The organism is Microvirga roseola (assembly GCF_020866965.1).
GTDB lineage: Bacteria > Pseudomonadota > Alphaproteobacteria > Rhizobiales > Beijerinckiaceae > Microvirga > Microvirga roseola.
In genome coordinates this window covers 119115-142924 of record NZ_JAJATX010000008.1, presented here as the reverse complement: position 1 = coordinate 142924, position 23810 = coordinate 119115, and the positions used below count along the sequence as shown (strand labels likewise).

Here is a 23810-nt window from a genome sequence, read left to right as displayed (position 1 = left end):
TTGCCCACCAAAATCACCTTGTTCACCGATCCAGCCATAACGGCCTCCTATCATTCCTCCCGAAGGGCGGAAAGCCTTGCCACCGCCCGGCTTCGGGTCTGCTGCACTCTCCTGCCGCGATGGCATCGCCTAATGTTCTACATTTGTTCCGAAGAAAACTCAAGCGGAGACAGGAGCGCGGGTTTCCGGGGGAAGGTCGGGGCTGCTGAAAAGGAAATGCCGGCGCAGGGCACCGGCATTTCTCGACAGATATGAGATAGCTGACCGGGAGGTCTCCGGCAGGAGCTGTCAGAGTTGTTCTCCGAAAGGTCCTGTCACTCGGCCGCCTGCAGGTAGACGATGTCGGATTGCTGCTCTTTTCGAACATCGCGCAGGGTCCGCGCCATGTAGGTCAGGCGCTCGATCGCCCGGTCGAGGTCGAGCTTGGCGGCATCGTCGAGATCATAGGCCTGGCGCCCACGATAGAGCCGATTAACCTGGCTCTCCATGTCCGCGGTGGACTCACGGATCCGGTGCACGAGATTTTCGGCGATGGCATTGGCGTTGCTGTCGGTCACGCAGAAGCCGACATCGCTAGCTCGGACTTTCGACATGGGGTGATTCCTCTTGTTGTTCTTCGTTCGCATCAGGCGACAGCCTTTTCCCGGCCCTCGGCGAAGATGCCGAGGCGACGGGCGAGAGAGTGTTTCGTGACGGGCCCGATCCAGGGGAGCGTCGCGAGGAACGCAAGCTTGTCGGCGCTCGCGGCATAATCGGCAAAGAGGCGCGCGCGCTCACGCCAGATCAGGTCGATGGCATCGGCCTTACCCGGGTGGCGGAAGCCGGCGCGGGCGGTCGAGCCGAAGGCGAGCGCGCGCATGCAGCGCTCGAAACTATGGCGTCCGACGGAAGGGGTCACGCTTGCATGGCAAATGGTGCGGATCACCTGCTGCGCGAACTCGTCCGCTGTACCGATTTCTGCTAATTCCTCTTTACCGGCTTCGCCGCAAAAAGCGTCCGAGCCGTTTCGCTTCTCAACTTCGACGTCGAACCGTGGCATGGCATTCACCTTGTGCTCCAGGCAGCCTGGAGCAACCGAACGAGCTTCGTCCCGGTCCTGCGAATCTGGCGCGGCTTCCGCGATGAAGCGGAACTGCTCACCATCATCAGGTGCGCGAGATGTTGCTGTGCATGGGCCGAAAACGGGCGCGCCTTCTTCTGCGGGCGCCAACCGTCACGCGAATTCTCCGGACCTTGAATCGTCGGAGGAATCGGCGGCGAATTCGATGTCCATAAGATGGTGTCTGACTCCTCTGGCCGCAAGGAGGCGGGCAGGGGAGGAGCAGGATGAAACCGTTGTTTTTCAGGCTGCGGCCAAGGCGATATTTCGGACCGCGCGATCCGGAACGTGCGCGCGAGATCGGCGTCCATCTCGACACGGTAAGTCGCTGCCGCGCAGGCGAACGCCTCGGCGAAAACGGCAGCCGTGCACCAGCTCTTCTCGGCCATGTGCAGCGGCCAGGCCCATAGCCCGTCCTCGCGGCGCTGGCCGAGACTGTCGCGGTCGATGAAATAGCCGGTCGTCTTATGTTCGAGGCCGCTCTCGGTCACGAGCCATTCCTCGTTCTCGAAGATTGGACGCTCGTCCGTCATCGCGGTCATTCTGCCATTCCTCCGGCGACGGGATTGTCCGCCCCAATGGCGTCACATCCGAAGCGCATGTTTCACGTGGAACAAAACATGAACATAATGCCGGCACATCCTGTGTCAAGCAAAGTCCGTTGCGCTGGACTGTAATCTTGGAGTAACCGGCATTATGTGGAGGGCTGGATGTCAGCGTTGAAGAGTTCGTCTATGATCCGGCCCAAAATGAGGCGAAGTCGTTGCGGTGAAGTATCGCCGATCATCAGTTAAAGCTTGACCATTCATCTGCATCGGAACCCCCTCATGACGAGCCTGACACGCCTGGAATCGGATAGCCTGCGGCGCCTCGAAGAAATGCGGAAGACCTTCGACAAGCTTCGGGCGGAGCGGATCCGCGCGGAAGGCGAGGTCGAGCGCCTATCGGCCGAGCTGGAGGAGGCGCGTAAGGTCGCGCTTGATGAATTCGGCATGGATGACGAGGCGGCGATCCAGCAGCTGATCGAGACGGCGCTCACGCAGAACGCCAAGCTTGTCGAGGAATTCGGAGACGCTCTCCGCGATATCGAAACCCGCCTCCGGCAGCTTGGGGACGAGCGTTGAGCGTGCACGCCATCGACCATGATGTGGCGCGCGTCGCTGCCTTGCTCGCGCGCCTCGATGGCCGCCGCGATGGCGTCGTAGCGCGCATCGCGGAGCTGACCCGCGACGTGGAGTTCGCCAAGGGAAGGCTTGCCGTCAAGGACGAGGTGGAAGCCTTCATCGAAGCGGTGCACGGCAGCGCGAGCCGCCGCAGCCTCGCGGCCTTCGAGACGCTGCTCACGGTCCTCGTGCAGGAAGTGCTGCCCGGCGAGAAGCCCGTGGCGCTCGAACTCTCGACGGAGCGCGGGCTGGCCTCCCTCGATATCTGCGTGAGGCGTCCGGACGGCACCCTGGAAGACGTGCTGGAGGACAATGGCGGCGCGCTTACCAACGTGATCGGCATGGCCCTGCGGCTGATCGCGGTGGTCAAGGCGGATGTAGCGCGCTTTCTCGCCCTCGACGAGGCGGATTGCTGGATCGCGCCCGGTCGCGTCTCGTCCTTCTACAAGGTCCTGGAGGACGGCGCTGCGCGGCTCGGCGTGCAGTGCCTTGCCGTTTCCCACCACGACCTGTCGCAGTTCTCCGGCAAGTTCCATATCGCGCGCATCGTCGGCGAGCCCGGCTCCGGGGTGACGGTGCAATCTGTCGATACCGGCCCGCAATGGGACGATGTGCAGCCGGGCCTGCGCTTCATCCGCCTCGTCAACGTGCAGGCTTATGAGGATGCGACGCTTCACTTGAGCCCCGGCGTGAACGCCCTGATCGGACCGAACAACCGGGGCAAGTCCACCTTCATCCGCAGCCTGCGCGCCGTGTTCTACGGCGAGGCGCGCGACAGTCTCGTGCGCGCCGGGACGAAAGCCGCCACTGTCGAGATCGGGGTTGCAGGCAGGCGGGTTCTACGCTTCACGCGCCAGCCGCGCCGCTCGCCGGTCAATGTCTGGTCCCTGCACGAGGCGGACGGCTCCGTCGTCGAGGAGAAGGGCATGCGCTACGAGACCGGCGGACGCAACGTCCCGGACTGGGCGGCCGACCTCTTCCGCATCACCAAGGTGGAGGACCTCGACGTCCATATCGCGCACCAGAAGTTTCCCGTCTTCCTCCTCGGCGAGACCGCCTCGCGGCGTTCGGCTGTTCTCTCCATTGGACAGGAGGCGAGCTACATCCGCGACATGCTCGTCATCCATCGCGAACGCTGCGCGCGCGACAACGCCCTCGTCCGCAATGGCGAGAAGGAGCTGATCGCGCTGAAGGAAACGCTCGACCAGCTGGTCGAGCTCGATTCCTTGAAGGAGGATCTGGCACAGGCGCGAGGGCAGGCCGATCAGGTCAAGGCTGCCACCCTTCGCCTCGAGAGGCTTCAGGCGCGCGCGATGCAGCTGTCCGGCATCCGGCAGCGCCTGGCGAAGGCGAAGGCGCGGACCGAGGCGACGGCGGCGCTGCCGGAGCCGGAGCAGCTGGCAAAGCTGAGCCGGACGGTCGAACGGAGCCGCGAACGCGAGCGGCTCGGCCGCCAAGTCGTGCAGATCTCGCGCTCGCTCGCCAACGCCAAGCACCGGGCTGCGGCGCTGCGGGACCTGCCTGCAACCGTTCCGGCCCTTGAAAACACGGGGCCGCAGAAAGACATCCTCAAGCGCCTCACCGATCTGCGCAGCGCCGCCCTGATCGTCCAGGGCCGCATGGCGAAGATCGACGAGGAGCTGAAATCCGTCCAGGCCGAGATGGCGCAATTGGTCGAGGAGACAGGCGGGCTCTGCCCCACCTGCGGCTCGCCGGTCAGCGCCGACAACCTGCTGGAGCATCACGCCCATTCGTCCCATTCCTCGAAGCCCTCGGAGCGGCTGACCGCATGATCCTGTCTGGAGACCGTCTCGAACCCGTGGCCTGCGAGGGCCTTCTCGTCATCGGCGACCCGCATGTAGGCTCGCGCCGTCCGGGGCGGCGCAGGGATGCCGTGTGGCCGCAGGCCGTGCTCGGCAAGCTCGAGCGTTGCGTCGCCATTGCAAATGAGCGCGATCTTGGCGTCATCATCCTCGGCGATCTCTTCGACAGGCCCGTGGAACCTGACGAGTCGCTGAAGAACCAGCTCATCCGGGTCCTTAAGGGATTTCGCCGCCGTCCCATCGTGAATGTGGGCAACCACGACATCCAGCACACGGTGCTCACCGACAGCGACTCGCTGGCGCTCCTCGGGCTCTGCGACGTGGTCGATGTGGTGGCGACCTCCGCCCCCGTAATGGAGGTCCTGATCGGTACGCGCCGGTTAGGGATCGGCATGACGCCCTACGGCCAGGCGATCCCGACGGACATGCGCGGCTCCTTCTCCGGCGTCGATCTGCAGGCCTGGTTCACCCACCACGACATCGCTTTCGATGGCGGCTATCCCGGAGCGGTTCCGCCCTTCGCGGTGGAAGGCTGCGACCTTCTCGTGAACGGGCACATTCACAAGACGCAGAAATCGGTTCTCGCGGGCCGGACGCGCTGGGCCAATCCCGGCAACATCACCCGGCAATCGGTGGATCTCGTCGATCACGTTCCACGCGCCTGGATTCTCGACGCGGGCGGTGAACTGGAGGCACAGGCGCTGCCCTTCGAGAGCGGCGTGTTCGACCTGACGGGACGCCTTGTCGATGCGGCCGATGCTGGGGCAGTCGCGCGCGAGGTCGAGAGCGCCTTCGTCACGCTGCTTCAGGCCGAGACTTCGACGGAGCTGAAGCGCAGCGGCGACGGCTCCATCGTCCGCGACGAAATTGAGGCGAAATTCTCAGAGGACAACACGTCGGACGCGGTGCGCGCGATCGTGCGCTCGCTCCTCTCTGAGGCGGTGGAGCGCCACGCGGCCCAATCCTAGAGCAACGGTTCTAGAACCCGAATGGATCGGAATAGGGCAGGCGGCGTCGGCGCACCTGCGTCTCAGGAAGGATGGGGCGGCTGATATCGACCGCGATCAGGCCTTCGCAGGCCAGCGCCAGGACGGCGGCGACGCCGTCCTGCGTGTTCATGACGCCGCTCGCGCAATCGACCAGCCGCATGGCGCCGACCTCATCGAGCTGATGCAGGATCCGCACCCGGTCGCCGGCTGTGACGGACGTGCGCTTGCAGGCCATGACGAGGCGCACCGTCGTGAAGCGCGGCTCGGCGCGGATGCTCGCGGCGGTCTCGATCAGGAAAGGGCGTCCATCCTGCGCCGTCACGCCGTGCAGGGCCGCCGCGCGCAGGGAATGGGTCAGCAGGTCGTCATCCGTCATCACATCGACGAGGGAGGAAACGCCATCCCGCACGATCTCGAAATCGGCGACATGCTCGACGGTCTCGCCGCCGATCTCGAACGTGGCCGGATCGGCCGGCGCACGCAAGGTCTCGACCTCGGGATCGAGCTCGCAGATCCCCAGGAAGTCGGCGATGAGCCCGTTGCGGGTCAGCGGCGTGGACGGGCGCTTCTGGGCGCGCCGGGATCCGGAGCGGCGGGCGGGGCGCCGGTCCGCCAGGTCGAGGATCTCTTGCGCAGACATCGGCTCCTCCGGAAACGGTTTGGGTCAAGGCCCTGCCGGATGAGGCAAGGTCTCGCGGGTGGGATGAATGAGAACGAATATAGAACGATTGGGATTTCGTCAAATGGAGCAGAAGCATCAGGCCAGGGTTCACTAAAGGGCTGCCCAAGCTTGACTGCACGTTGCTTGAGTCAAAATGACGCTGGGCCAACATGCTGAAGGATAAGCGCTTTCGGGCTTGGTTGATCGGGCTGGAACTGGACCCTGAGACTCGGATCTGGTATAGAACAAATAACGAACATGCCTGTCCGATCAGAGCCTGTCAGAAAGAGCGTGGGACCGATTGCGGGCACCTTTGAGAGTAGGATCGAGAATGAACACGACGGACAAGAAAATCGCCGAGGTGCTTGGGAAGTTCGGAGAGCCCATGGCCGGCAATGTCTGGCGCGTCCAGGGCACGGCCGTGATCTACCACAAGACCCTGGAGCGCATCGCGGCTCAGGCGAAGGTTATCTTCGACGAGCCCAAGATCATCCGCGCCGAGCGCGACGAGGCGGTGATCCAGGTGACGGGCCGCATGGGCGACCGGGTCGAGTGGTCCATCGGCGAGGCGCTGATCGGCGTGAACTACCGCGTCTCCGGCAAGCAGGCGGCCTACGTCTATGCCATGGCTGAGAAGCGGGCGAAGGATCGCGTCATCCTCAAGCTCATCGAGCTGCACGGCTACGTCTATTCCGAAGAGGAGGCCGACGAGTTCAAGCAGGGCCGTCCCGGCATGGAAGCGCCTGTCGAGGTGGAGAAGACCGAGCCGCAGAAGGGCAGGGTCGAGGCGGCTGCATCCAGCGGTGAGACCGAGGACGAGCTGAAGCAGAAGATCAAGAAGGCCAAGACCATCAATGCGGTCACGGACCTGATGCTCCACGCCGACACGCAGCGCCTTCTCAACGATCTTCCGGAAGGCATCCGCGACGAGATCCGCGATTACGCCAAGGCGCGCCTCGTGGAGCTCGGCTGGCCGACCAAGAAGGCGGCGTAAAATCCGCTTGATGAAAAGGCAGGGTGGCTTTCGCCGTCCTGCCTCTCCTTTCCCGATAGGGCAGCGTTCCGGCGCTCGCGGTTCAAGCCTCAACGATGCCGAATAACCCCGCGGTCGCCCAGGAAGCGCTTTCCCTTTCAGAGCATCTCACCGGCACCATCGAGCGAATTACGTTCCACAACGACGAGACCGGATTCTGCGTTCTGCGGGTGAGGGCACGCGGCCATCGCAAGCCGGTCACCGTCGTCGGCCATGCTCCGCGGATCGCCATCGGCGAAGTCGTCGAGGCGAGCGGATCCTGGCTCAAGGACCGCAATCACGGCATTCAGTTCCGTGCAGGCGAACTGCGCACCTCCGCGCCGACGACGGAGGAGGACCTGCAGCGCTTCCTCGCATCGGGGCTGCTGAAAGGCATCGGCCCGTCGAGCGCGCAGAGACTTATCGCCTCCTTCGGCTCGCGTATTCTCGATGTGATCGAGCAGCGCCCGCACGAACTCACGCGGGTGCACGGCATCGGCATGGCGAAAGCGCTCAGCATCGCCACGTCCTTTGCCGAGCATCGCACGATGAAGGACATCGCCGCTTTCCTTAACTCCTTCGGGATCGGCGGCTTCCTGCTCACGCGGATCTATCGCGCCTATGGGATGCAGGCGATCGAGATCATCCAGGCCAATCCCTACAGCCTCACCCTCGACCTTCCCGATTTCGAGTTCGCTCTCGCCGACCGCATCGCCGCTCAGCTCGATTTCGGGCCAAGCGCCGAGGTGCGGCTCCAGGCCGGTCTCGCGAGCGTTCTGGGCGAGGCGGTGGGGGACGGACATTGCGGCCTGCCGGCGGAGGATCTGCTGCGCAAGGCGTCCCGGCTGCTCGAAATCCCTGAGGCCGCACTGCAGCCTGCCCTTGATGCGGAATGCGCCGCAGGCCGTCTGATTGCGGACGATCTCGACGGGCGGCGCTGCGTCTTTCTCAGGAATCTCTACGGGGCCGAGATCTTCATCGCGCAGCGCCTGAAGGAACTTGCGGAAGGGATGCATCCCTGGAGCCGCCTCGACAGCAAGCAGGTCATTGCGGAGGCCCAGATCGCCATCGGCGTTTCCTATTCCCCGAGCCAGCGCGAGGCGCTGGCGGCGGCGTGCCGCTCGAAGGTGCTGGTCGTGACCGGCGGACCGGGCGTGGGCAAGACGACCCTGATCCGAAGCCTCACTCATCTGGCGGCGGAGCATGGCCTCACGATTGCGCTCGCAGCGCCCACGGGCCGCGCCGCCAAGCGTCTGGCGGAGAGCACCGGCGCGCCTGCCAGGACGATCCACCGGCTGCTCGAAGCATCGGAGGGCGGCTTTCGCCGCAACGCCAAGGCCCCGCTCGAGTGCCATCTCCTCGTCGTCGACGAGGCCTCCATGCTCGACATCCGTCTGATGGCGGCGCTGCTTCGCGCGCTGCCCGACGAGGCCTCGTTGCTTCTCGTCGGCGACGTGGACCAGCTTCCCTCCATCGGTCCGGGGCAGATCCTCTCAGACATCATCGCATCCGGCGCCGTTCCGGTGGTGCACCTGACGGAAGTCTTCCGGCAGGAGCGGGATAGCCGCATCATCGCAGCAGCCCACGCCATCAACCGGGGTCAGGTGCCGGATCTGGAGCACAGGGCGGATTCGGATTTCTACTTCGTCGAAGCCAACAATCCCCTGGACGCCATGGCCAAGGTGGCGATCCTCATCCGTGAGCGGATTCCGCGAAGATTCGGACTCGATCCCATGCGCGACGTACAGGTCATCTGCCCGATGAACCGGGGAAAGCTCGGTACGCACATGCTGAACGGCGAATTGCAGCAGCTTTTCAACCCGCCGGGGCCGGAGAGCCTCCACCGGGCAGGCACCGTCTATGGGCCGGGCGACAAGGTCATGCAGGTCCGCAACGACTACGACCGAGACGTCTATAACGGCGAGGTCGGCATCGTGCGCGAGGTCAACAGGACCCATGGGGAGCTCACGGTGGCCTTCGAGGACCGGCTCGTGGGCTATTCCCTGAAGGAACTCGACGAGCTGGCCCTGGCCTATGCAGTAACGATCCACAAGGCGCAAGGGTCCGAGTATCCCGCCGTCATTGTTCCCGTCACCCTCCAGCGAGGTGCGATGCTGCGGCGCAAGCATCTCTATACGGGCGTGACCCGCGCAAGCCGCCTCGTGGTGCTCGTCGGGAGCCGCGCAGCTCTGGCGCAGGCGGTCGCCGGCGAGGAGGAGCTGCGTCTGACGAGGCTCGGGCACTGGCTGAGGACTTGAGCCTTCCCTTGGGCCTCCAGGCCGCTTATCATGTGTCCATGAGCATCGAGACCGACCAGACCGGCAGAACCGAGCGCCGCGTAAGCCTTGCGCTCGTAAGTGCGGCCGTGCTGTGTCTTGTCGCATCCGGCGGGCTGCTGTGGTGGCGCTATGGCGGCATTGTCTTCAATGACATGGTGGTCTCCGTCCTCGCCTGGTGTTTCTAGAGCCCACAAAGTGGGAACCGGTTCCCCGTCCGAAATAGCGGCATTCCAAATGCCCTAGGGTCTGGACCCATGAATTGGACGGAATTGGCTGGTGATCTGGTGAGGACCTGAAGCGAGGTGCCTTTCCATGACGGATCTGTTCTGGCTGTCCGACGCGCAGTTTGCCCGCGATGCGCCGCTTCTGCCCAGCAACACCCGCGGCGTGCCGCGGGTGGACGACCGGCGTGTGATCTCCGGCATCGTGCAGGTGCTGCGCTCCGGCGGACGCTGGGCCGATGCGTCACCCGCCTATGGCCCCCGCAAGACCCTCTACAACCGCTTCGTGCGCTGGGCGGCGCGGGGCGTCTGGCGCGAGGTGTTCGAGACACTCTCCCGCGCCGGCGGACCGCCAGCCGCCCTCCTGCTCGATTCCACCCATGCCAAGGCGCATCGCTGCGCGGGCGGCGGCAAAGGGGGGGCGAGGCGCAGGCCATCGGGCGCTCGCGCGGCGGGCGCACCACCAAGATCCACACGGCGGTCGACGCCCAGGGCCGGCCGGTCGCCATCGAGCTGAGCCCCGGCCAGCGCGGTGATGCGCGCGTGGCGCTCTCCCTCTCATCGGCGCTCTGCCGGCGCCCTGTCTGTGCCTGGCGGATGCGGCTTACGACAGCGATGGTTTGCGCCGGTTTCTGCTGGCGCGTGGCACGCAGCCGGTAATTCCGAACAACCCGACGCGCAAGCGCCGCCATCCCTTTGATCGTGAGATCTATCGCGGCCGCAATCGCATCGAGCGCACCATCTGCCGGCTCAAGGATTTCCGTCGGATCGCAACACGTTATGACAGGTTGGCCCGAAACCATCTCGCCGCCGTCCACATCGCCGCAATTGTCGCTTTCTGGTTATGAGGCCTGACCCTAGAGCAGACCGTTGCGCGAGGTCCGGGCGAGCCCGTGGCTCGTCTTGTTCCAGCGGAAAGTATCCGTCACCAATTCCCAGAGGCCACGCCATGCCGCGAGGCTGACGAGCCCGTAATAGATCGGCAGCAGCGGCACCCAGGGCAAAAGCCGCCACAGACGCCTCCGATGGAGCGCGACGACGGCCGGGACGAAGACGGCGAGAACGCCCATCGTGAAAAGGGTGACGCTGACGGAACGCCAGAGAACGTGCCACTCCGTGGGAGCGATCACGGGCGTACCCGCAAGCCAGGGGATCAGCACCAGTCCCGTGAAGAAGGGATAGCCCAGCGCGCTGAGCACTGTGCCTGCGGTCAAGACGAGGGCGGCATAGGCGCGCCAGGGGCCGAGCTGGGATAGGCCGATCCATGGCTTTCGCGAATGGCTGAGGCTCGTCTGCATGAAACCCTTCATCCAGCGCGTCCGCTGGTTCATCCAGGCGCGAAGTGTCCCGGGCGCTTCCTCGAGGGTGGAAGAGGGAAGGTCCGCGATGTGGTACCCGAGCCGGGCCATACGGATGCCGAGATCCGCATCCTCCGTAACGTTCCAGGCATCCCAGCCATGGATCTCCTTCAGCACGGAGGTGCGGAAGTGGTTGGAGGTTCCGCCTAAAGGAATCGGGCTTCCGATCTCCGCAAGGCCCGGATTGAGGACGTCGAACAGCGCCGCATACTCAATGGTGAAGAGACGCGTGAGCCAGGTATCGTCCGTGTTGTCGATGGTAAGCCGAGCCTGGAGGCAGGCGACATCCTGCGCCTCGCGCACAAAGGCGGCCAGCGCCAGGCGCAACTGTCCCGGATCGGGCACGTCCTCCGCATCGTAGATCACCGTGAAGGCGCCGCGTGCCAGAGGCAGGGCGACATTCAGCGCGCGAGGCTTCGTCCGCGGTTGGCCGCTCGGCGCGACGACGATCTCGATGAAGCCCGGCAGGTCGAGGGCTGTGAGCGCATGAAGCGTTTCCCGGTCGTCGGCTTCGAGCACCAGCTTGGCGTCGAGCTTGGCCGCCGGATAGTCGAGGCGCTTGAGGGCGGCGATCAGGCGCGATGCGATCCGCCTTTCCCGGTAGAGGGCGACGATCACCGTATAGACCGGCAGGCTCGTATCGTCCGTGCGCGGCAGCGGATTCTTCGGCTCGACCGGATGGCTCAGGAACGAGGCAGCCAGCCGCAGTAGGACCATGCCGAAGAAAGGCTTAAAGTTCCCGTCGCGATGGCCAAGGTTGGACCGGGCGCGAGAATTCCGCCGGTCACGAGGAGCAGGGCGAGAATGGCGATGCCGCCGATCTGAAACGCACTGGCACGGTCGCGGCTCGACAGGTGCGGGTTCCAGTCGGGCAGAGCGTTTGCGGCGCGATAGGCGATCGCCCGGGCATGGAGGCGGAAGACCGCCCGCCTGAGCAAGGTCGGGCTTGTGATGACCAGGCGGCCGGGCAGGGCACAGTTCTTCAGGAGTTGCCTCAGAGCCGCGCCGCGTGGAGCGAGCACGAAACCGCCCTCGGGACCCGCCAGGGGCGCAAAGCCCGCGAGGATTGCGCCGGGATAGGCTGCATGGCGCGACGGCTTGGGAGATGCGGCGAAAGGCAGGCCGAGCTCATCTGCAAGCGCCCGGTAGAAGTCGTGTTCCCTGACAAGGCCCGTCCTCAGCAGGTATTCGTCGGCAGAGACGCCGGTGATCTCGGCGAGAAAGGCCGCATCCTGCAGAAGCTCGGGGGCGATCCCATGCCGCGCCAGAAAGCCGATCTCGACCGGCAGCGCAGTTGACTGCCGACGTCCCTCCGCTAGACCCTGCCTAACCGGCCAGGGTGGCTCCTGCGGGAACGTTCCGCGGTTGTGCGAGGCGGTGAGGCAAGGAAAGTACCGGTTGAATATGCGAAATATTATTTCATTCGTCGCCTGCCTCCGGCATGAGATCAAGCCCCTTTCCGCGAGGAGAGCTCTCTTATCCCTCCTCCTGCTGCTCGGATGGCTGTCCGGCCCCGCTGCCGCTCAGGGCGTATCGGTCCCCAACTTCTGGGATCCGAAAGCCCCGCTCGAGAGGCCCGATCTGACGGGGATGCGCACGGTCCGCTTCCTCGTTGACGACGATTTTCCGCCGCTTCACTTCCCGGGTCTGGATGGCGCCCCGACGGGCTTTTCCGTCGAACTCGCCCGGGCGGCCTGCGAGCGCTTGGGCATCACCTGCACCGTTCAGGTCCGCCGCTTCGACACGCTCCTCGACGCCCTCGCCGCAGGGGAGGGAGACGTGGTGGCCGCGGCCATTCCCCTGAATGCGGGCTTGAGGCAGCGCTTCGATGTTACTGCGCCCTATTTCAAGATCCCGGCGCGCTTCGCCGCCCGGAAGGACCGCAACCTGCCCGTCCCCGAGGCCAAGACTCTTCAGGGCAAGACCATCGGCGTGATCTCGGGCACGGCCCATGAGGCCTTCGCCAAGGCCTTCATGCCGGGTACGACCCTCAAGCCCTATCCGGATCTCGCGGCGGCCCAGACGGCGCTCAAGGGCGGGGAGCTCGACTACCTGTTCGCGGACGCCCTCGGCCTCGCTCTCTGGATCGGCGGCGAGGAATCCGAAGGGTGCTGCGATTTCGTCGGCGGGCCTTATCTCGAGAGCCGGTTCTTCGGCGAGGGCGTGGGTTTCATCACCCGCAAGGACGACGACACCCTCCGCCGGGCCCTGGACTACGCCCTGCTCCAGCTCTGGAAGGAGGGCAAATATGCCGAGCTGTACCTGCGCTTCTTCCCGGTCAGCCTCTTCTAAGCCGCATTGACCCTGCTGGCCTGTGACCCTAGTGTGCCGCCCTTTCCGCAAGCACCGTTCTGCAAGCCTTGGATCCCATGTCCCGCTCCCTGTCTCTCGACCCCGCTCTTGTTGAAGCCGCCCAGACGGCTACCGCCTGGCCTTTCGAGGAGGCGCGCAAGCTCGTCGAGCGGCTGGAAAAGACGGGCAAGAAAGAGGCGCTCTTCGAGACGGGCTACGGTCCCTCGGGCCTGCCGCATATCGGCACCTTCGGCGAGGTCGCCCGCACGAGCATGGTGCGCCATGCCTTCCGCGTCCTGACAGGCGATGCCATCCCGACCCGTCTCGTCGCCTTCTCCGACGATATGGACGGCCTGCGCAAGGTGCCGGACAACATCCCGAACAAGGAGCTGGTCGCGGCCGCTCTCGGCAAGCCGCTGACCCAGGTGCCGGACCCGTTCCGCACGCACGAGAGCTTCGCGCACCACAACAATGCGCGGCTTCGCGAATTCCTCGACGCCTTCGGCTTCGACTACGAGTTCAAATCCGCGACCGAGTGCTACAAGGCGGGCCTCTTCGACAAGACCCTGCTGACCGTGCTCGAGCGCTACGACGCGGTCATGGCGATCATGCTGCCGTCGCTGCGCGAGGAGCGCCAGCAATCCTATTCGCCCTTCCTGCCGATCCACCCGAAGATCGGCATCGTGATGCAGGTGCCCATCGACGAGCGCAAGCTGGATGCCGGCACCATCGTCTGGCGCGATCCAGAGACGGGCGAGCGCTTCGAGACGCCCGTGACGGGCGGCCACGCCAAGCTGCAGTGGAAGCCCGACTGGGCCATGCGCTGGGTGGCGCTCGGCGTCGATTACGAAATGGCGGGCAAGGACCTGATCGACAGCGTCAAGCTGTCGGGCGAGATCGCCAAGGCGCTCGGCGGGTTACCGCCGGAGGGCTTCAACTACGAACTCTTCCTCGACGAGAAGGGCCAGAAGATCTCCAAGTCCAAGGGCAACGGCCTGACCATCGACGAGTGGCTCACCTACGGCACGCCGGACAGCCTGGGGCTGTTCATGTTCAACAAGCCGCGCGAGGCCAAGAGACTCTATTTCGACGTGATCCCGCGCCAGGTGGACGACTACCTCACCTTCCTGGAGAAGTACCCCGCGCAGGACGCCAAGGTGCGCCTGATGAACCCAGTCTGGCATCTCCATGCGGGCGAGCCGCCAGCGCCGGAGCTGGTCTCGTCCGGAGGTGGCAACCAGCCTGGCACGACGATTTCCTTCTCCATGCTGCTCAACCTCGTCGCCGTGGCGAACTCCGAGGACCCCGCCGTGCTCTGGGGCTTCATTCGCCGCTATGCGCCGGGTGTGTCGCCCGAGACGCATCCGCGCCTCGACAGCCTCGTGAAGCGCGCCGTGCGCTACTTCGAGGACTTCGTGAAGCCGCAGAAGACTTACCGCCTGGCGGACGAGGTGGAAGTTGCCTCCCTGCGCCGCCTGGAAGAGGTGCTAGGCGCGTTCGAAGCGGGCGAGCGGCCTGCCACCGCTGAGGCGATCCAGGAAGAGATCTACAATGTGGGCCGCGCCGAGCCGCGCTACCAGGATCTCAAGGCCAAGGGCGCGACACCCGAACGCCCCGGCGTATCCATCGAGTGGTTCAACACGATCTATCAGGTGCTGCTGGGCGAGCCGCGCGGTCCGCGCTTCGGCTCCTTCGTTGCGCTCTATGGCGTGAAGGAAACCCGCGCGCTGATCAGAAAGGCGCTGAACGGCGACCTCGTGCGAGAGCACGAGGCTTTCCTGAAGGAGCGCGGGGCCGGGCGCGCGGCGTAACCTCTACTGCCGCGCCCACATGATGCGGGCGCTCCAGACGACCTCCTCCGCCGGGATCGCCTGATCCTCCTGGCCCGGCGTGAAGGAGGCGAGCTCCAGGGTCTTGGCGGAGCGGCGCTTGAGCTCCTTGGCGATGATGTCGCCATTTGTGGTGCAGACGACGACACGGTCGCCCTTGCGCGTGCTGGCGGTGGGCGAGACGATGAGCACGTCTCCGTCGCGGTAGAGAGGAGCCATGCTGTCGCCCGTCACTTCGAGGGCGAAAACCCTCTCCTGGCCGAAGTCGGGGAACTCGATCTCGTCCCAGCCCGGTCCGCTCGTCGGCAGGCCCTCGTCGGTGAAGAGCTTGTTGTCGCTGGCCTGGGGCAGCGCGATCATGGGGATCATGGAACGGCGCAGCGAGCCTGCAGGCTCCACGAGCCGCAGGAAGTCCTCAAGAGATGCGCCGGTAGCGCGCAGGATCTTGGCGATCGACTCCGTGGAGGGCCAGCGCTCACGTCCCTCGGGGCTGACGCGCTTGGACTTGTTGAAACTCGTCGCGTCGAGACCGGCCTTGCGGGCCAGCCCCGATGCGGTCATCCCGTGACGTGCGGCCAGCGCATCGATCGCAGCCCAAACCCGGTCGTGAGACAACATTGTATGAAACCTTCGAACGCTGCGAAAAAATTGATGAAACCGAAGCAAGTTTAGGAATTAAGGTTCTTCTATGACTCCGGCAACACGCAACGGTTCATTGAGACAATATGTCTAGTCGGGGTTGCTCCTGAAGCGACAGGGCACTACTCACAACTCATGCGCATCATTTACAAAATCTGTCCGAAATCTCTCTGGGAAGAGGCCGAAAAGGCCGGAATTTTCGTTGGGGCTCCCATCGACATACAAGATGGGTACCTCCACTTTTCGACGGAAAAACAGCTGCGCGAAACCGTGGCAAAGCACTTCACGGGGCAGAGCGATCTCCTGCTGATCGGCATCGATGCCGACTCGCTTGGCGATGCGCTGCGCTTCGAGCCCTCGAGAGGCGGGGATCTCTTCCCTCATCTCTACGCCCATCTGCCTCTATCCGCCGTTCTCTGGGTGAAGCCTCTTCCCTTGGGCGCGGACGGCCAACACATCTTTCCGGACCTTGCCCCATGATCGGCGCGCTCTTCTCTCTGGCCAAACCGGCTCTCCACGCCCTCGATGCGGAAACCGCGCATCAGCTGACGATCCGCAGCCTCTCCCTGATGCCGCCCGTGTCGCTAACGTCGGACGATCCACGCCTCGCGGTGGATGTGTTCGGCCGTCATGTCCCGAACCCCGTCGGCCTTGCTGCCGGCTTCGACAAGCAATGCGAGGCTCCCGACCAGCTCCTGGCGCTCGGCTTCGGATTCGTGGAGCTCGGAGGCGTGGTGCCGAAGCCGCAGGCAGGCAATCCGCGCCCGCGGGTGTTCCGCCTGACCCGCGACGAGGCCGTGATCAACCGCTTCGGCCTCAACAGCGACGGGTTGGAGGTCGCGCGCCAGCGCCTTGAGCGCCGCCGCGGCAGGCCCGGCATCGTCGGCGTCAATATCGGCGCGAACAAGGATTCCACCGATCGCATCGCCGATTATGTGACGTGTATCCGGAGCCTGTGCGGCCTCGTCGATTTCCTCACGATCAACGTCTCTTCACCCAATACGCCGGGCCTGCGCGACCTGCAGGGCGAGGCCTTTCTCGACGACCTTCTCGCGCGCTGCGTCGAGGCGCGCAGCGAAGCCGACCGGGACGGAAAAACCATCATCCTGCTCAAGATCGCGCCCGATATTTCCCTCGATGCGCTCGACGCCATGGTGGCGACCGCGCTCCACCGCGGCATCGATGGGCTCACTGTCTCCAACACCACCATCGCGCGGCCTGACAGCCTCCAGGAACGGGCGCTCGCTACGGAAACGGGTGGTCTGTCGGGCAAGCCGCTCTTCGTGCCGTCGACGAAGCTCTTGGCCGAAACCTTTCTTCGTGTGGAGCGCAAGCTTCCGCTGATCGGCGTCGGCGGCATCGATTCAGCAGAAGCTGCCTGGGCGAAGATCCGGGCGGGCGCAAGCTTGGTGCAGCTCTATTCGGCGATGGTCTACAAGGGGCCGGGGCTGATCGGCGACATCAAGCAGGGCCTGCTGCGCAAGCTCGAGAGCGAGAACACGAATCTCGCCCAGGCCTTGGGCCGCGACGCCGCCGCCATTGCGCAGGGGCGATTCTGAGCCGCGCTGTCAGGCAATGGCCGCGAAGGTTCGCCTTGCAAGGCTCGGATAGAGCAGGGCCTGGCCGACGCCTCGCGCGCTCAGGAACACGAGCATCGCGACCCAGAGCGCCGTGTTACCGAGGCTGCTGGCGGCGAGGAGCACGAGGCCGTAGGCGGCAAGGGCCACGAGCATGAGGTCGCGCATGGCCTTGGTCCAGGTTGCGCCCGTATAGATGCCGTCGAATGCGAAGGCGGCGGCCCCGAAAAGGGGCGTGAGCGCCGCGAAGACGAGATAGTCCCGCGCATAGGCCCGCACCTCGGGGCTCGTCGAGACGAAATCGATGAAGAGCCCGCCGCCGATGAGGAAGACGGACGAGACCGCAAGGCCGAAGCCGATGCTCCAGCCGAGGCTCAGATGGATGGCGCGGCGGAACCCTCTTTCGTCCTTGGCTCCAAGACTCTGGCCGCAAAGGGTCTCGGCGGCGGTCGCAAAGCCGTCGAGGAAATAGCCGCCGATCAGGAACATGTTGTAGAGCACCGCATTCGCGGCGAGCGTGACATCGCCGGAGCGCGCGCCGAGCGAGCTGAAGATCGAGAAGGCGAGGATCAGCGCCACGTTACGGATCATGATGTCCCGGTTCATGGCGAGCGTCTGCAGGATCGCCGCCCGGTTCAGGACCTCGGGCCATGTCACGGCAAACGGGTTAGAGCCGAGGCGGCGCAGGACCAGCATCCCGAGGCCGACGCCGAACACCTCCGCAACTGCCGTGCCGATGGCCGCGCCCGCGATGCCGATCTCGAAGACGAGGACCAGCACGGCGGTGAGGATGATGTTGGCGACGTTGATCGCGACCTGCAGCAGCAGGCCGAGATCCGTGCGGCCCCGTCCCAGCGTCGAGCCGAGGATCACGTAATTCGCCAGCGTGAACGGGGCGGACCAGATGCGGATGAAGAAATAGACGGACAGGGCCTCCGTCACCGCCTGGCTCGCGCCGGCGAGCGAAAAGGCGGCTGCTGCAATGGGCCATTGCAGCAGGATCAGCAGGACACCGGTCACGCCCGCCACCAGAAACGCACGGGCAAGCGTAAGATCGACCTCGTGCCGGTTTCCGGCGCCGGTCGCCTGGGCCGTCAGGCCCGCGGTGGCCATGCGCAGCGACCCAAAACTCCAGAAGACAAAGTCGAAGATGACGGCGCCGAGCGCCACGGCCCCCAGCAGAGAGGCGTCGCCCAGGCGTCCGATGACCGTCGCATCGACGAGGCCGAGCAGGGGCGTCGTCACATGCGACAGGGTCATCGGCAGCGCGAGCGCCAGGATCCGCCGGTGGGAGACTTCGGGGCGCTCGGTGTTAAGGGAGCCGTCCATCACGATCCTCGACGATCAGCGCCGGCTGAGCAGGCGGGAGATGAGCCAGAGCGGCACGACGATGACGGCGCCGTAGAGGATCCAGAGCCCGACCTCCTTCACGGTCTCGAAGCTGAGGTCCAGGATCGAGGCGAGCCAGTTGAAGAGGCCCTCGATCAGCCCGACCGGCGTGATATCGAGAAACGCCATGAAGGCGCCGACGAGCAGGGACAGGAAGATCAGCTTCGCCAGCACAGTGCCGGGGGAGCCGCCGAGAAACCGGTTCAGGTTGGACATATCCTCAATCTCGTCAGAAAGCGTAACTGGACCTGCGCATTGGCGTGTGCTTCATCGCAAGGGTCGATGACGAACGCAACCCATCCGAGGCCGGCATGATCGATCCAGCGCTTTTCGACCCCGCAGCCATCAGCGACGAGATCCGTGCTCAGAATGCGGACATCGTGGCGAAGCTCTCCGGCATGGGGCGCTACTGGGAGGCTCCCCCCGCCCTCATCCGGGAGAACCGCCGCAAGGGCGCAGGGATTTTTCCGCCCCTGCCTTTCAGCCTCAGGGCCAAAACGATCGCCATCGACGGCCCGGGCGGGCCGATCCCCTTGCGGATCATCGCCCCGGACAATCCTCGCGGAGCCTATCTCCACATCCACGGCGGCGGATGGACCATCGGCACCGCCGACGAGCAGGACCCCTGGCTCGACCGCTTAGCGGACAGATGCGGCCTTGCGGTGGTCTCGGTGGAATACAGGCTTGCTCCCGAACACCCGTTCCCGGCCGGCCCGGACGATTGCGAGGCGGCGGCCCTCTGGCTTGCTCGGGAGGCGGAGAGCCGCTTCGGCACGTCGCGCCTCTTCATCGGCGGCGAGTCGGCCGGAGCGCATCTTTTGGCCCTGACCCTGCTGCGCCTGCGCGATAGGCACGGCCTCAGCCCGTTCCGTGGCGCGAACCTCTTTGCAGGCTGCTACGACGTCAGCATGACCCCGAGCGCCGCCAACTGGGGCAACGAACCGCTCATCCTGAACACCCCCGGCGTCAAGGTTTTCGCCGACAATTTCTGCGGTCCGAACCTCGACCGGCGCGACCCCGCGGTTTCTCCGCTCTATGCCGATCTCAAGGGCCTGCCGCCCGCACTCTTTTCCGTCGGCACGCGGGACATGCTCCTGGATGATACCCTCTTCATGGCCTCCCGCTGGGCTGCCGCCAACAACCGGACCGAGCTCGCCATCTGGCCGGGCGGCTGCCATGTCTTCATCCGCTTCGACAGCGCGATGTCGGAGCAGGCCCTGTCGCGGATCGATGCGTTCGTGGAGGCGCTTTAATCGGCGCTGGCGGGGGAGGGGCGCTGGGTGACGCCGATCTTCGAGGCGGCGATCACGGCCTGGGTGCGGCTGTCGACGCCGAGCTTGTCGAGGATGGCGGAAACGTGGGCCTTCACGGTGGCCTCCGAGACGCCCAGCTCATAGGCGATCTGCTTGTTGAGCAGTCCCTCCGACAGCATGGTCAGCACGCGGACCTGCTGTGGGGTGAGGGTGCCGAGGCGGCGGACGAGATCGGCGGTTTCCTTGTCTTCCGCAGCCGAAAGATCCACGTCCGGCGGGGTCCAGGTGTCGCCGTCGAGTACGGCCTGGATCGCACCGCCGATGCTGTCCGTGTCGATGGATTTCGGAATGAAGCCCGAGGCGCCGAAGTCCATGGCGCGGCGGATGACGGTAGGCTCTTCCGTTGCGGAAACGATGACCACCGGCAGTTCCGGGAACTGCGCCCGGAGGGACATGAGGCCCGAAAAGCCCTGCACGCCCGGCATGGTGAGGTCGAGCAGGATCAGGTCCACGTCCCGCTCCTGGGTCAGAGCCGCGTTCAGGTCCTCCATGCCGCTCGCCTCGATGACGCGCGCCTGCGGCATGGAAGAGGCGATGGCCTGCCGCAGCGCACCGCGGAACAGGGGGTGGTCATCGGCGATGATGATCGTGGTGGCGGGACCCTGCACTGTCGTCTTCTCCCACGAGAGGCTTTTTCAAGTGCCTTAGCCGCTTCCCCGATGAAATAGCAAGGCGGCAATGGAAAACCACGGCCATTCTACTGGAAAGCACCGGGGGACAACATCCGGGAACTTACGGTATGTGGATTACGCTCCGATCAGGTGGAAAACAAGTTCGCGGCTAAGGGGCCGGTCCCGGTGCTCCACGAGGTAGAGGCCCTGCCAGGTCCCCAGCACCATCCGTCCCTCCACGACCGGGATGCCGAGGGAGCTCCCCGAGAGCATGGTCCGGATATGGGCCGGCATGTCGTCCGGCCCCTCCGTGGAATGGACATAGCCCGCATTGCGCGGAGCCAGGCGGTCGAAGGCGGCGAGGAGGTCCCGGCGGACATCCGGATCGGCATTCTCCTGGATGAGGAGCGAGGCCGAGGTATGGCGGCAGAACACGGTGAGCAGGCCATCGCGGATGCCGGTTCCAGCGACCCATCGCGACGCCGCGCCGGTGATCTCGGTGAAGCCCTGTCCCCTGGTCTCCACCGTGAGGCGCCCGCTGGCCTGTCGCGTCACGCTGCCCTCGGCGAGGGTCTCGATGTCGGGCATGGTCATGTCTCCTGATCCTGCAGCGGGTGGATCTCCTTCTCGCCCCGCTCGAGGATCTTTTCCAGGGTCTCGATCCGGTCGGCCTCCGCCGCAGGCTTGTCCCAGCGGATGCGGTTGATCCGTGGAAAGCGCATGGCAACGCCGGACTTGTGCCGGGTCGAGCGCTGCAGCCCCTCGAAGGCCACCTCCAGCACGAGACCCCGGTCCCTGCCGTATTCCACCTCCCGCACCGGGCCGAAGCGATTGACCGTGTGGTTGCGGACATAGCGGTCGAGCTTCACCAGCTCCTCGTCGGTGAAGCCGTGATAGGCCTTGCCCACCGGCACCAGCTCCTCGCCGCCCGGTCCGTCGCGCCAGACGCCGAAGGTGTAGTCGGAGTAAAAGGACGAGCGCTTTCCGTGGCCGCGCTGGCCATACATCATCACCGCATCGACAAGGTACGGGTCGCGCTTCCACTTGTACCAGTAGCCCTTGGGCCGGCCGGGAAGGTAGGGGCTGTTCGCGCGCTTGATCATGCAGCCCTCGATGGCGTCCGCATCGGGTCCTGCGCCGACGGAGGCCGGGTCGGAGCGCGCGGCGGCGAGGTCCTCCCAGGTCGCGAACGGCACCATGGGGGAGAGGTCGATGCGCGGATCGTCGAGCCGGGCGACCAGCGCCTCCAGGCGCTTGCGCCGTTCGGCGAAGGACAGGTCGCGCAGATCCTCCTCGCCCTCGGCCAGAATGTCGTAGACGCGCAGGTGCGCCGGGAACTCCGCAACGAGCTTGGGCGTCACGGCCTTCCGGTTCAGGCGCTGCTGGAGCACGTTGAAGCTCTGCACCCGGCCCTCGCGCACGATCAGCAATTCGCCGTCCATGGCCCCCTCGAAGGCAAGCGCCTCCACGAGATCCGGGAAGGCGCGGGAGACGTCCTCGCCCGTGCGCGAATAGATGCGCCGCACGGGGCGGCCGTCGCCCGCATGGCCCGCCACGGCCTGGAGGCGGATGCCGTCCCATTTCCACTCGGCCAGGAAGTCGGCGGCGTCGAGCTTCTCGAAATCCTCCTCCTCCAGCGGATGCGAGAGCATGGGCGGGCGGAATGGTGCCGGGTTGCCGGATTCGGGCTTCTCGCCCCTTCCTTCGACCCAGGCGAAGAGATCTTCGTATGGCGGCTCAAGCCCGTGCCAGAGCAGCTCGATCTCGTCGGGCTCGACACCCCCGAGCTGCGCCACCGCCGTCTTGGCGAGACGCGCCGAGACACCGACGCGCAGCTCCCGGGTGATCAGCTTGATGAGGGCCCAGCGCCCGGTCTCGTCGAGGGCGTCCATCCATCCAGCGATGCGGCCCGGCAGGTCGCTCTTGCTGACCGTCGCCAGAGCCTCGACGACTTCCGTGAGGCTCGGCACATGGGGCGGAGGATTGTTGTGGCCGATGCCGATCTCTCCTCCCCCTTGCGGGGAGGAGGTGGAGGTGGGGGTGGTTCGACCGGATGAGGCGTCCACAGGTGAAGCGCTTGTAGGGGCTTCATTCTCAGCAAGCTTCGGGATGCGCTCCGACTTTCCGACCCCCACCCCTGCCCCTCCCCGCAAGGGGGAGGGGATCAAGCCCGCCTCATGCCCCGGCGCAGGCCAGATCAGCGCCACCGTCTCCGCCAGGTCGCCCACATAATGGTAGGACATGCGGAAGAGCACCGGGTCCGTGCGCTCCTCCACGAGGCCGCGGATCAGGCCGGGCTTGGCTTCCTTGAACATGAGCGCGCCGGTCATGGCGGCCAGCGCATAGCCGCGCTCTGGGTCCGGCGTGCGGCTGAAGTAATCGGTGAGCAGCCGCAGCTTGGCGTTGCGGCGCGGCTCGTAGCCGAGCCGGTCGAGGAAGGCGGCGAAGCGGTTCATGCCGCGCCTCCCGCGTCTTCGGATGCGGGAGCCTCCTCCGCCTCGCCCTCGTCGCCGTAGCCCAGCATGTGCAGGGGCCGCGCCTTGATGCCGCGGGTCTCGCACCAATGGACCAGGGCGTCCTCCTGTCCGTGCGTGACCCAGACTTCGCCCGCCCCCGTTTCCCGGATCGTGCGGCACAGGTCGTCCCAGTCGGAATGGTCGGAGATTACGAGCGGCAGCTCCACGCCCTTCTGCCGCGCCCGCGCCCGCACCCGCATCCAGCCGGAGGCGAAGCAGGTGACGGGATCGGGAAAGCGGCGGGACCAGAGGTCCTGGATGGAGGAGGGCGGGCAGATCACGATGGTGCCTGCGAGCTTCGAGCGCTCGGACGCGACCACCTTCGGCGTCTCGCCGAGAGGAATGCCCTCGGACTTGTAGAACTCCGTCAGGCGCTCCATGGCGCCGTGGAGATGGATCGGCCGGTCGTAGCCTTCCTCGCGCAGCAGCGCCATGACCCTCTGCGCCTTGCCGAGTGCATAGGCGCCGACGATGTGGGCGCGCTCGGGGAACAGGGCGACGGAATCGAGAAGCTTTCGCACTTCCGCCCGTGTGTCGGGATGGCGGAAGACGGGCAGGCCGAAGGTCGCCTCCGTGATGAAGACATCGCAGGGCACGACCTCGTAGGGCATGCAGGTCGGGTCTTCCGCCCGCTTGTAATCGCCCGACACCGCGATGCGGGTGCCGCCGGCCTCGATGACAATCTGCGCCGAGCCCAGCACATGGCCCGCGGGCGTGAAACGCACACCCGCATCCCCGATGCGGAGGCCCTCGCCAAGCACCGCCTCCTGCGTCGTGCCCGCGAAATCCTCGCCGTAGCGCACGCCCATGATGCGCAGCGTCTCCCGCGTCGCCATGACGTGACGGTGGCCTGCGCGGGCATGGTCCGAATGGCCATGGGTGATGAGCGCCCGCTCCACGGGACGGACCGGGTCGATGTGGAAGTCGCCTAAGGGGCAGTAGAGCCCTTGCGGGGTCTGGGTGAGGATATCGGTGGAACGCAGCGCCATGGATAAGGATATAGGCAGAGCCGGAGGGATGTCAGGCAGGGTGTCAAAGG

General features: G+C 65.6%; 26 protein-coding genes and 1 pseudogene. 14 read left to right on the top strand and 13 right to left on the bottom strand.

What is annotated here, in order from left to right:
* A partial coding sequence (locus LG661_RS07985; protein WP_230531347.1) for a hypothetical protein occupies positions 1–255 on the top strand: 255 nt, incomplete at its 5' end.
* Between the two features lie 59 nt (positions 256–314).
* On the opposite strand, the gene LG661_RS07980 is transcribed toward LG661_RS07985, so the two are convergent.
* The 3 genes from LG661_RS07980 to LG661_RS07970 are packed head-to-tail and all read right to left on the bottom strand — an operon-like array spanning position 315 to position 1641.
* On the bottom strand, positions 315–593 hold the full coding sequence (locus tag LG661_RS07980; protein WP_230531346.1) for a hypothetical protein: 279 nt from the start codon (positions 591–593) through the stop codon (positions 315–317).
* Positions 594–625: 32 nt separating this feature from the next.
* Positions 626–1039, bottom strand: a complete 414-nt coding sequence (locus LG661_RS07975; RefSeq protein ID WP_230531345.1) for a hypothetical protein — start codon at positions 1037–1039, stop codon at positions 626–628.
* Between the two features lie 5 nt (positions 1040–1044).
* The gene (locus tag LG661_RS07970; protein WP_230531344.1) at positions 1045–1641 is read right to left on the bottom strand and encodes a hypothetical protein; all 597 of its coding nucleotides are present in this window, start codon (positions 1639–1641) and stop codon (positions 1045–1047) included.
* A 285-nt stretch (positions 1642–1926) separates the two neighbouring features.
* On the opposite strand from LG661_RS07970, the gene LG661_RS07965 reads away from it, so the two are divergent.
* Genes LG661_RS07965 through LG661_RS07955 form a run of 3 tightly spaced genes read left to right on the top strand, consistent with a single transcriptional unit; the run spans position 1927 to position 5053 of the window.
* A complete protein-coding gene (locus LG661_RS07965; RefSeq protein WP_230531343.1) occupies positions 1927–2223 on the top strand; it encodes a hypothetical protein in 297 nt (98 codons plus the stop codon).
* Between the two features lie 2 nt (positions 2224–2225).
* The gene (locus LG661_RS07960; protein ID WP_230531342.1) at positions 2226–4055 is read left to right on the top strand and encodes an AAA family ATPase; all 1830 of its coding nucleotides are present in this window, start codon (positions 2226–2228) and stop codon (positions 4053–4055) included.
* Positions 4052–5053, top strand: coding sequence for a metallophosphoesterase family protein (locus tag LG661_RS07955; RefSeq protein WP_230531341.1), 1002 nt, complete (start codon positions 4052–4054; stop codon positions 5051–5053). The genes LG661_RS07960 and LG661_RS07955 overlap by 4 nt, the downstream gene beginning before the upstream one ends.
* A 10-nt stretch (positions 5054–5063) precedes the next feature.
* Here LG661_RS07955 and LG661_RS07950 read toward each other — a convergent pair whose 3' ends face one another.
* Positions 5064–5714, bottom strand: coding sequence for a hypothetical protein (locus LG661_RS07950; protein WP_230531340.1), 651 nt, complete (start codon positions 5712–5714; stop codon positions 5064–5066).
* A 352-nt stretch (positions 5715–6066) separates the two neighbouring features.
* Here LG661_RS07950 and LG661_RS07945 point away from each other — a divergent pair, with 352 nt between their 5' ends.
* From LG661_RS07945 to LG661_RS07930, 4 genes and pseudogenes are all read left to right on the top strand, one after another.
* The gene (locus tag LG661_RS07945) at positions 6067–6729 is read left to right on the top strand and encodes a trna delta -isopentenylpyrophosphate transferase (RefSeq protein ID WP_230531339.1); all 663 of its coding nucleotides are present in this window, start codon (positions 6067–6069) and stop codon (positions 6727–6729) included.
* Between the two features lie 95 nt (positions 6730–6824).
* Positions 6825–9005 carry an SF1B family DNA helicase RecD2 gene (recD2, locus tag LG661_RS07940; protein ID WP_230531338.1) on the top strand — a complete coding sequence of 727 codons (2181 nt, stop codon included), beginning with the start codon at positions 6825–6827 and terminating at the stop codon, positions 9003–9005.
* Positions 9002–9211: a hypothetical protein gene (locus LG661_RS07935; RefSeq protein ID WP_230531337.1), complete on the top strand. Its 210-nt coding sequence runs from the start codon at positions 9002–9004 to the stop codon at positions 9209–9211. Before recD2 ends, LG661_RS07935 begins: the two co-directional genes overlap by 4 nt.
* A gap of 127 nt (positions 9212–9338) precedes the next feature.
* Positions 9339–10095, top strand: a pseudogene (locus LG661_RS07930) (IS5 family transposase).
* A 9-nt stretch (positions 10096–10104) separates the two neighbouring features.
* Here the strand turns inward: LG661_RS07930 and LG661_RS07925 are convergent.
* Both LG661_RS07925 and LG661_RS25355 read right to left on the bottom strand, forming a co-directional pair.
* Complete coding sequence (locus LG661_RS07925) at positions 10105–11322, bottom strand: glycosyltransferase (RefSeq protein WP_230531336.1); 1218 nt, start codon at positions 11320–11322, stop codon at positions 10105–10107.
* A complete protein-coding gene (locus LG661_RS25355; RefSeq protein ID WP_407666676.1) occupies positions 11289–11627 on the bottom strand; it encodes a hypothetical protein in 339 nt (112 codons plus the stop codon). The genes LG661_RS07925 and LG661_RS25355 overlap by 34 nt, the downstream gene beginning before the upstream one ends.
* A gap of 63 nt (positions 11628–11690) precedes the next feature.
* On the opposite strand from LG661_RS25355, the gene LG661_RS25350 reads away from it, so the two are divergent.
* From LG661_RS25350 to LG661_RS07910, 3 genes are all read left to right on the top strand, one after another.
* Complete coding sequence (locus LG661_RS25350) at positions 11691–11903, top strand: hypothetical protein (protein WP_407666675.1); 213 nt, start codon at positions 11691–11693, stop codon at positions 11901–11903.
* Between the two features lie 67 nt (positions 11904–11970).
* Positions 11971–12897 carry a transporter substrate-binding domain-containing protein gene (locus tag LG661_RS07915; RefSeq protein WP_407666674.1) on the top strand — a complete coding sequence of 309 codons (927 nt, stop codon included), beginning with the start codon at positions 11971–11973 and terminating at the stop codon, positions 12895–12897.
* A gap of 77 nt (positions 12898–12974) precedes the next feature.
* Entirely contained in the window at positions 12975–14708 is a 1734-nt protein-coding gene (locus tag LG661_RS07910; RefSeq protein ID WP_230531333.1) for a lysine--tRNA ligase, read from the top strand.
* Between the two features lie 3 nt (positions 14709–14711).
* Here LG661_RS07910 and LG661_RS07905 read toward each other — a convergent pair whose 3' ends face one another.
* Positions 14712–15344, bottom strand: a complete 633-nt coding sequence (locus LG661_RS07905; protein ID WP_230531332.1) for a S24 family peptidase — start codon at positions 15342–15344, stop codon at positions 14712–14714.
* Positions 15345–15500: 156 nt separating this feature from the next.
* On the opposite strand from LG661_RS07905, the gene LG661_RS07900 reads away from it, so the two are divergent.
* Positions 15501–15845, top strand: coding sequence for a DUF952 domain-containing protein (locus LG661_RS07900; protein WP_230531331.1), 345 nt, complete (start codon positions 15501–15503; stop codon positions 15843–15845).
* The gene (locus LG661_RS07895) at positions 15842–16924 is read left to right on the top strand and encodes a quinone-dependent dihydroorotate dehydrogenase (RefSeq protein WP_230531330.1); all 1083 of its coding nucleotides are present in this window, start codon (positions 15842–15844) and stop codon (positions 16922–16924) included. Before LG661_RS07900 ends, LG661_RS07895 begins: the two co-directional genes overlap by 4 nt.
* Positions 16925–16933: 9 nt before the next feature.
* Here the strand turns inward: LG661_RS07895 and LG661_RS07890 are convergent, their stop codons facing one another.
* Together LG661_RS07890 and LG661_RS07885 are read right to left on the bottom strand one after the other, a co-directional pair.
* Positions 16934–18271 carry an MATE family efflux transporter gene (locus LG661_RS07890; RefSeq protein ID WP_230531329.1) on the bottom strand — a complete coding sequence of 446 codons (1338 nt, stop codon included), beginning with the start codon at positions 18269–18271 and terminating at the stop codon, positions 16934–16936.
* 15 nt (positions 18272–18286) lie between these two features.
* A complete protein-coding gene (locus LG661_RS07885) occupies positions 18287–18547 on the bottom strand; it encodes a DUF6460 domain-containing protein (protein ID WP_230531328.1) in 261 nt (86 codons plus the stop codon).
* A 95-nt stretch (positions 18548–18642) separates the two neighbouring features.
* On the opposite strand from LG661_RS07885, the gene LG661_RS07880 reads away from it, so the two are divergent.
* Entirely contained in the window at positions 18643–19584 is a 942-nt protein-coding gene (locus tag LG661_RS07880; RefSeq protein WP_230531327.1) for an alpha/beta hydrolase, read from the top strand.
* Here LG661_RS07880 and LG661_RS07875 read toward each other — a convergent pair.
* The 4 genes from LG661_RS07875 to LG661_RS07860 form a co-directional block, all read right to left on the bottom strand.
* Positions 19581–20252, bottom strand: a complete 672-nt coding sequence (locus LG661_RS07875; protein WP_230531326.1) for a response regulator — start codon at positions 20250–20252, stop codon at positions 19581–19583. The two genes, LG661_RS07880 and LG661_RS07875, sit on opposite strands and share 4 nt — an antisense overlap.
* Positions 20253–20390: 138 nt before the next feature.
* Entirely contained in the window at positions 20391–20849 is a 459-nt protein-coding gene (locus LG661_RS07870) for a secondary thiamine-phosphate synthase enzyme YjbQ (RefSeq protein ID WP_230531325.1), read from the bottom strand.
* Positions 20846–22711: a cisplatin damage response ATP-dependent DNA ligase gene (locus LG661_RS07865; protein ID WP_230531324.1), complete on the bottom strand. Its 1866-nt coding sequence runs from the start codon at positions 22709–22711 to the stop codon at positions 20846–20848. The genes LG661_RS07870 and LG661_RS07865 overlap by 4 nt, the downstream gene beginning before the upstream one ends.
* Entirely contained in the window at positions 22708–23760 is a 1053-nt protein-coding gene (locus LG661_RS07860) for a ligase-associated DNA damage response exonuclease (protein WP_230531323.1), read from the bottom strand. The genes LG661_RS07865 and LG661_RS07860 overlap by 4 nt, the downstream gene beginning before the upstream one ends.
* Between the last annotated feature and the right edge of the window lie 50 nt (positions 23761–23810).

Excerpts from the sequence above, each read along its gene's own strand:
- LG661_RS07885 (WP_230531328.1), bottom strand. The coding sequence starts at position 18,547 with ATGTCCAACCTGAACCGGTTTCTCGGCGGCTCCCCCGGCACTGTGCTG.
- LG661_RS07970 (WP_230531344.1), bottom strand. The coding sequence starts at position 1,641 with ATGACCGCGATGACGGACGAGCGTCCAATCTTCGAGAACGAGGAATGG.
- LG661_RS07975 (WP_230531345.1), bottom strand. The coding sequence starts at position 1,039 with ATGCCACGGTTCGACGTCGAAGTTGAGAAGCGAAACGGCTCGGACGCT.
- LG661_RS07980 (WP_230531346.1), bottom strand. The coding sequence starts at position 593 with ATGTCGAAAGTCCGAGCTAGCGATGTCGGCTTCTGCGTGACCGACAGC.
- LG661_RS07910 (WP_230531333.1), top strand. The coding sequence starts at position 12,975 with ATGTCCCGCTCCCTGTCTCTCGACCCCGCTCTTGTTGAAGCCGCCCAG.
- LG661_RS07965 (WP_230531343.1), top strand. The coding sequence starts at position 1,927 with ATGACGAGCCTGACACGCCTGGAATCGGATAGCCTGCGGCGCCTCGAA.
- LG661_RS07895 (WP_230531330.1), top strand. The coding sequence starts at position 15,842 with ATGATCGGCGCGCTCTTCTCTCTGGCCAAACCGGCTCTCCACGCCCTC.
- LG661_RS07890 (WP_230531329.1), bottom strand. The coding sequence starts at position 18,271 with ATGGACGGCTCCCTTAACACCGAGCGCCCCGAAGTCTCCCACCGGCGG.
- recD2 (WP_230531338.1), top strand. The coding sequence starts at position 6,825 with ATGCCGAATAACCCCGCGGTCGCCCAGGAAGCGCTTTCCCTTTCAGAG.
- LG661_RS07950 (WP_230531340.1), bottom strand. The coding sequence starts at position 5,714 with ATGTCTGCGCAAGAGATCCTCGACCTGGCGGACCGGCGCCCCGCCCGC.
- LG661_RS07925 (WP_230531336.1), bottom strand. The coding sequence starts at position 11,322 with ATGGTCCTACTGCGGCTGGCTGCCTCGTTCCTGAGCCATCCGGTCGAG.
- LG661_RS07945 (WP_230531339.1), top strand. The coding sequence starts at position 6,067 with ATGAACACGACGGACAAGAAAATCGCCGAGGTGCTTGGGAAGTTCGGA.
- LG661_RS07880 (WP_230531327.1), top strand. The coding sequence starts at position 18,643 with ATGATCGATCCAGCGCTTTTCGACCCCGCAGCCATCAGCGACGAGATC.
- LG661_RS25350 (WP_407666675.1), top strand. The coding sequence starts at position 11,691 with ATGGCGCGACGGCTTGGGAGATGCGGCGAAAGGCAGGCCGAGCTCATC.
- LG661_RS07955 (WP_230531341.1), top strand. The coding sequence starts at position 4,052 with ATGATCCTGTCTGGAGACCGTCTCGAACCCGTGGCCTGCGAGGGCCTT.
- LG661_RS07900 (WP_230531331.1), top strand. The coding sequence starts at position 15,501 with ATGCGCATCATTTACAAAATCTGTCCGAAATCTCTCTGGGAAGAGGCC.
- LG661_RS07865 (WP_230531324.1), bottom strand. The coding sequence starts at position 22,711 with ATGAACCGCTTCGCCGCCTTCCTCGACCGGCTCGGCTACGAGCCGCGC.
- LG661_RS07860 (WP_230531323.1), bottom strand. The coding sequence starts at position 23,760 with ATGGCGCTGCGTTCCACCGATATCCTCACCCAGACCCCGCAAGGGCTC.
- LG661_RS07870 (WP_230531325.1), bottom strand. The coding sequence starts at position 20,849 with ATGACCATGCCCGACATCGAGACCCTCGCCGAGGGCAGCGTGACGCGA.
- LG661_RS07905 (WP_230531332.1), bottom strand. The coding sequence starts at position 15,344 with ATGTTGTCTCACGACCGGGTTTGGGCTGCGATCGATGCGCTGGCCGCA.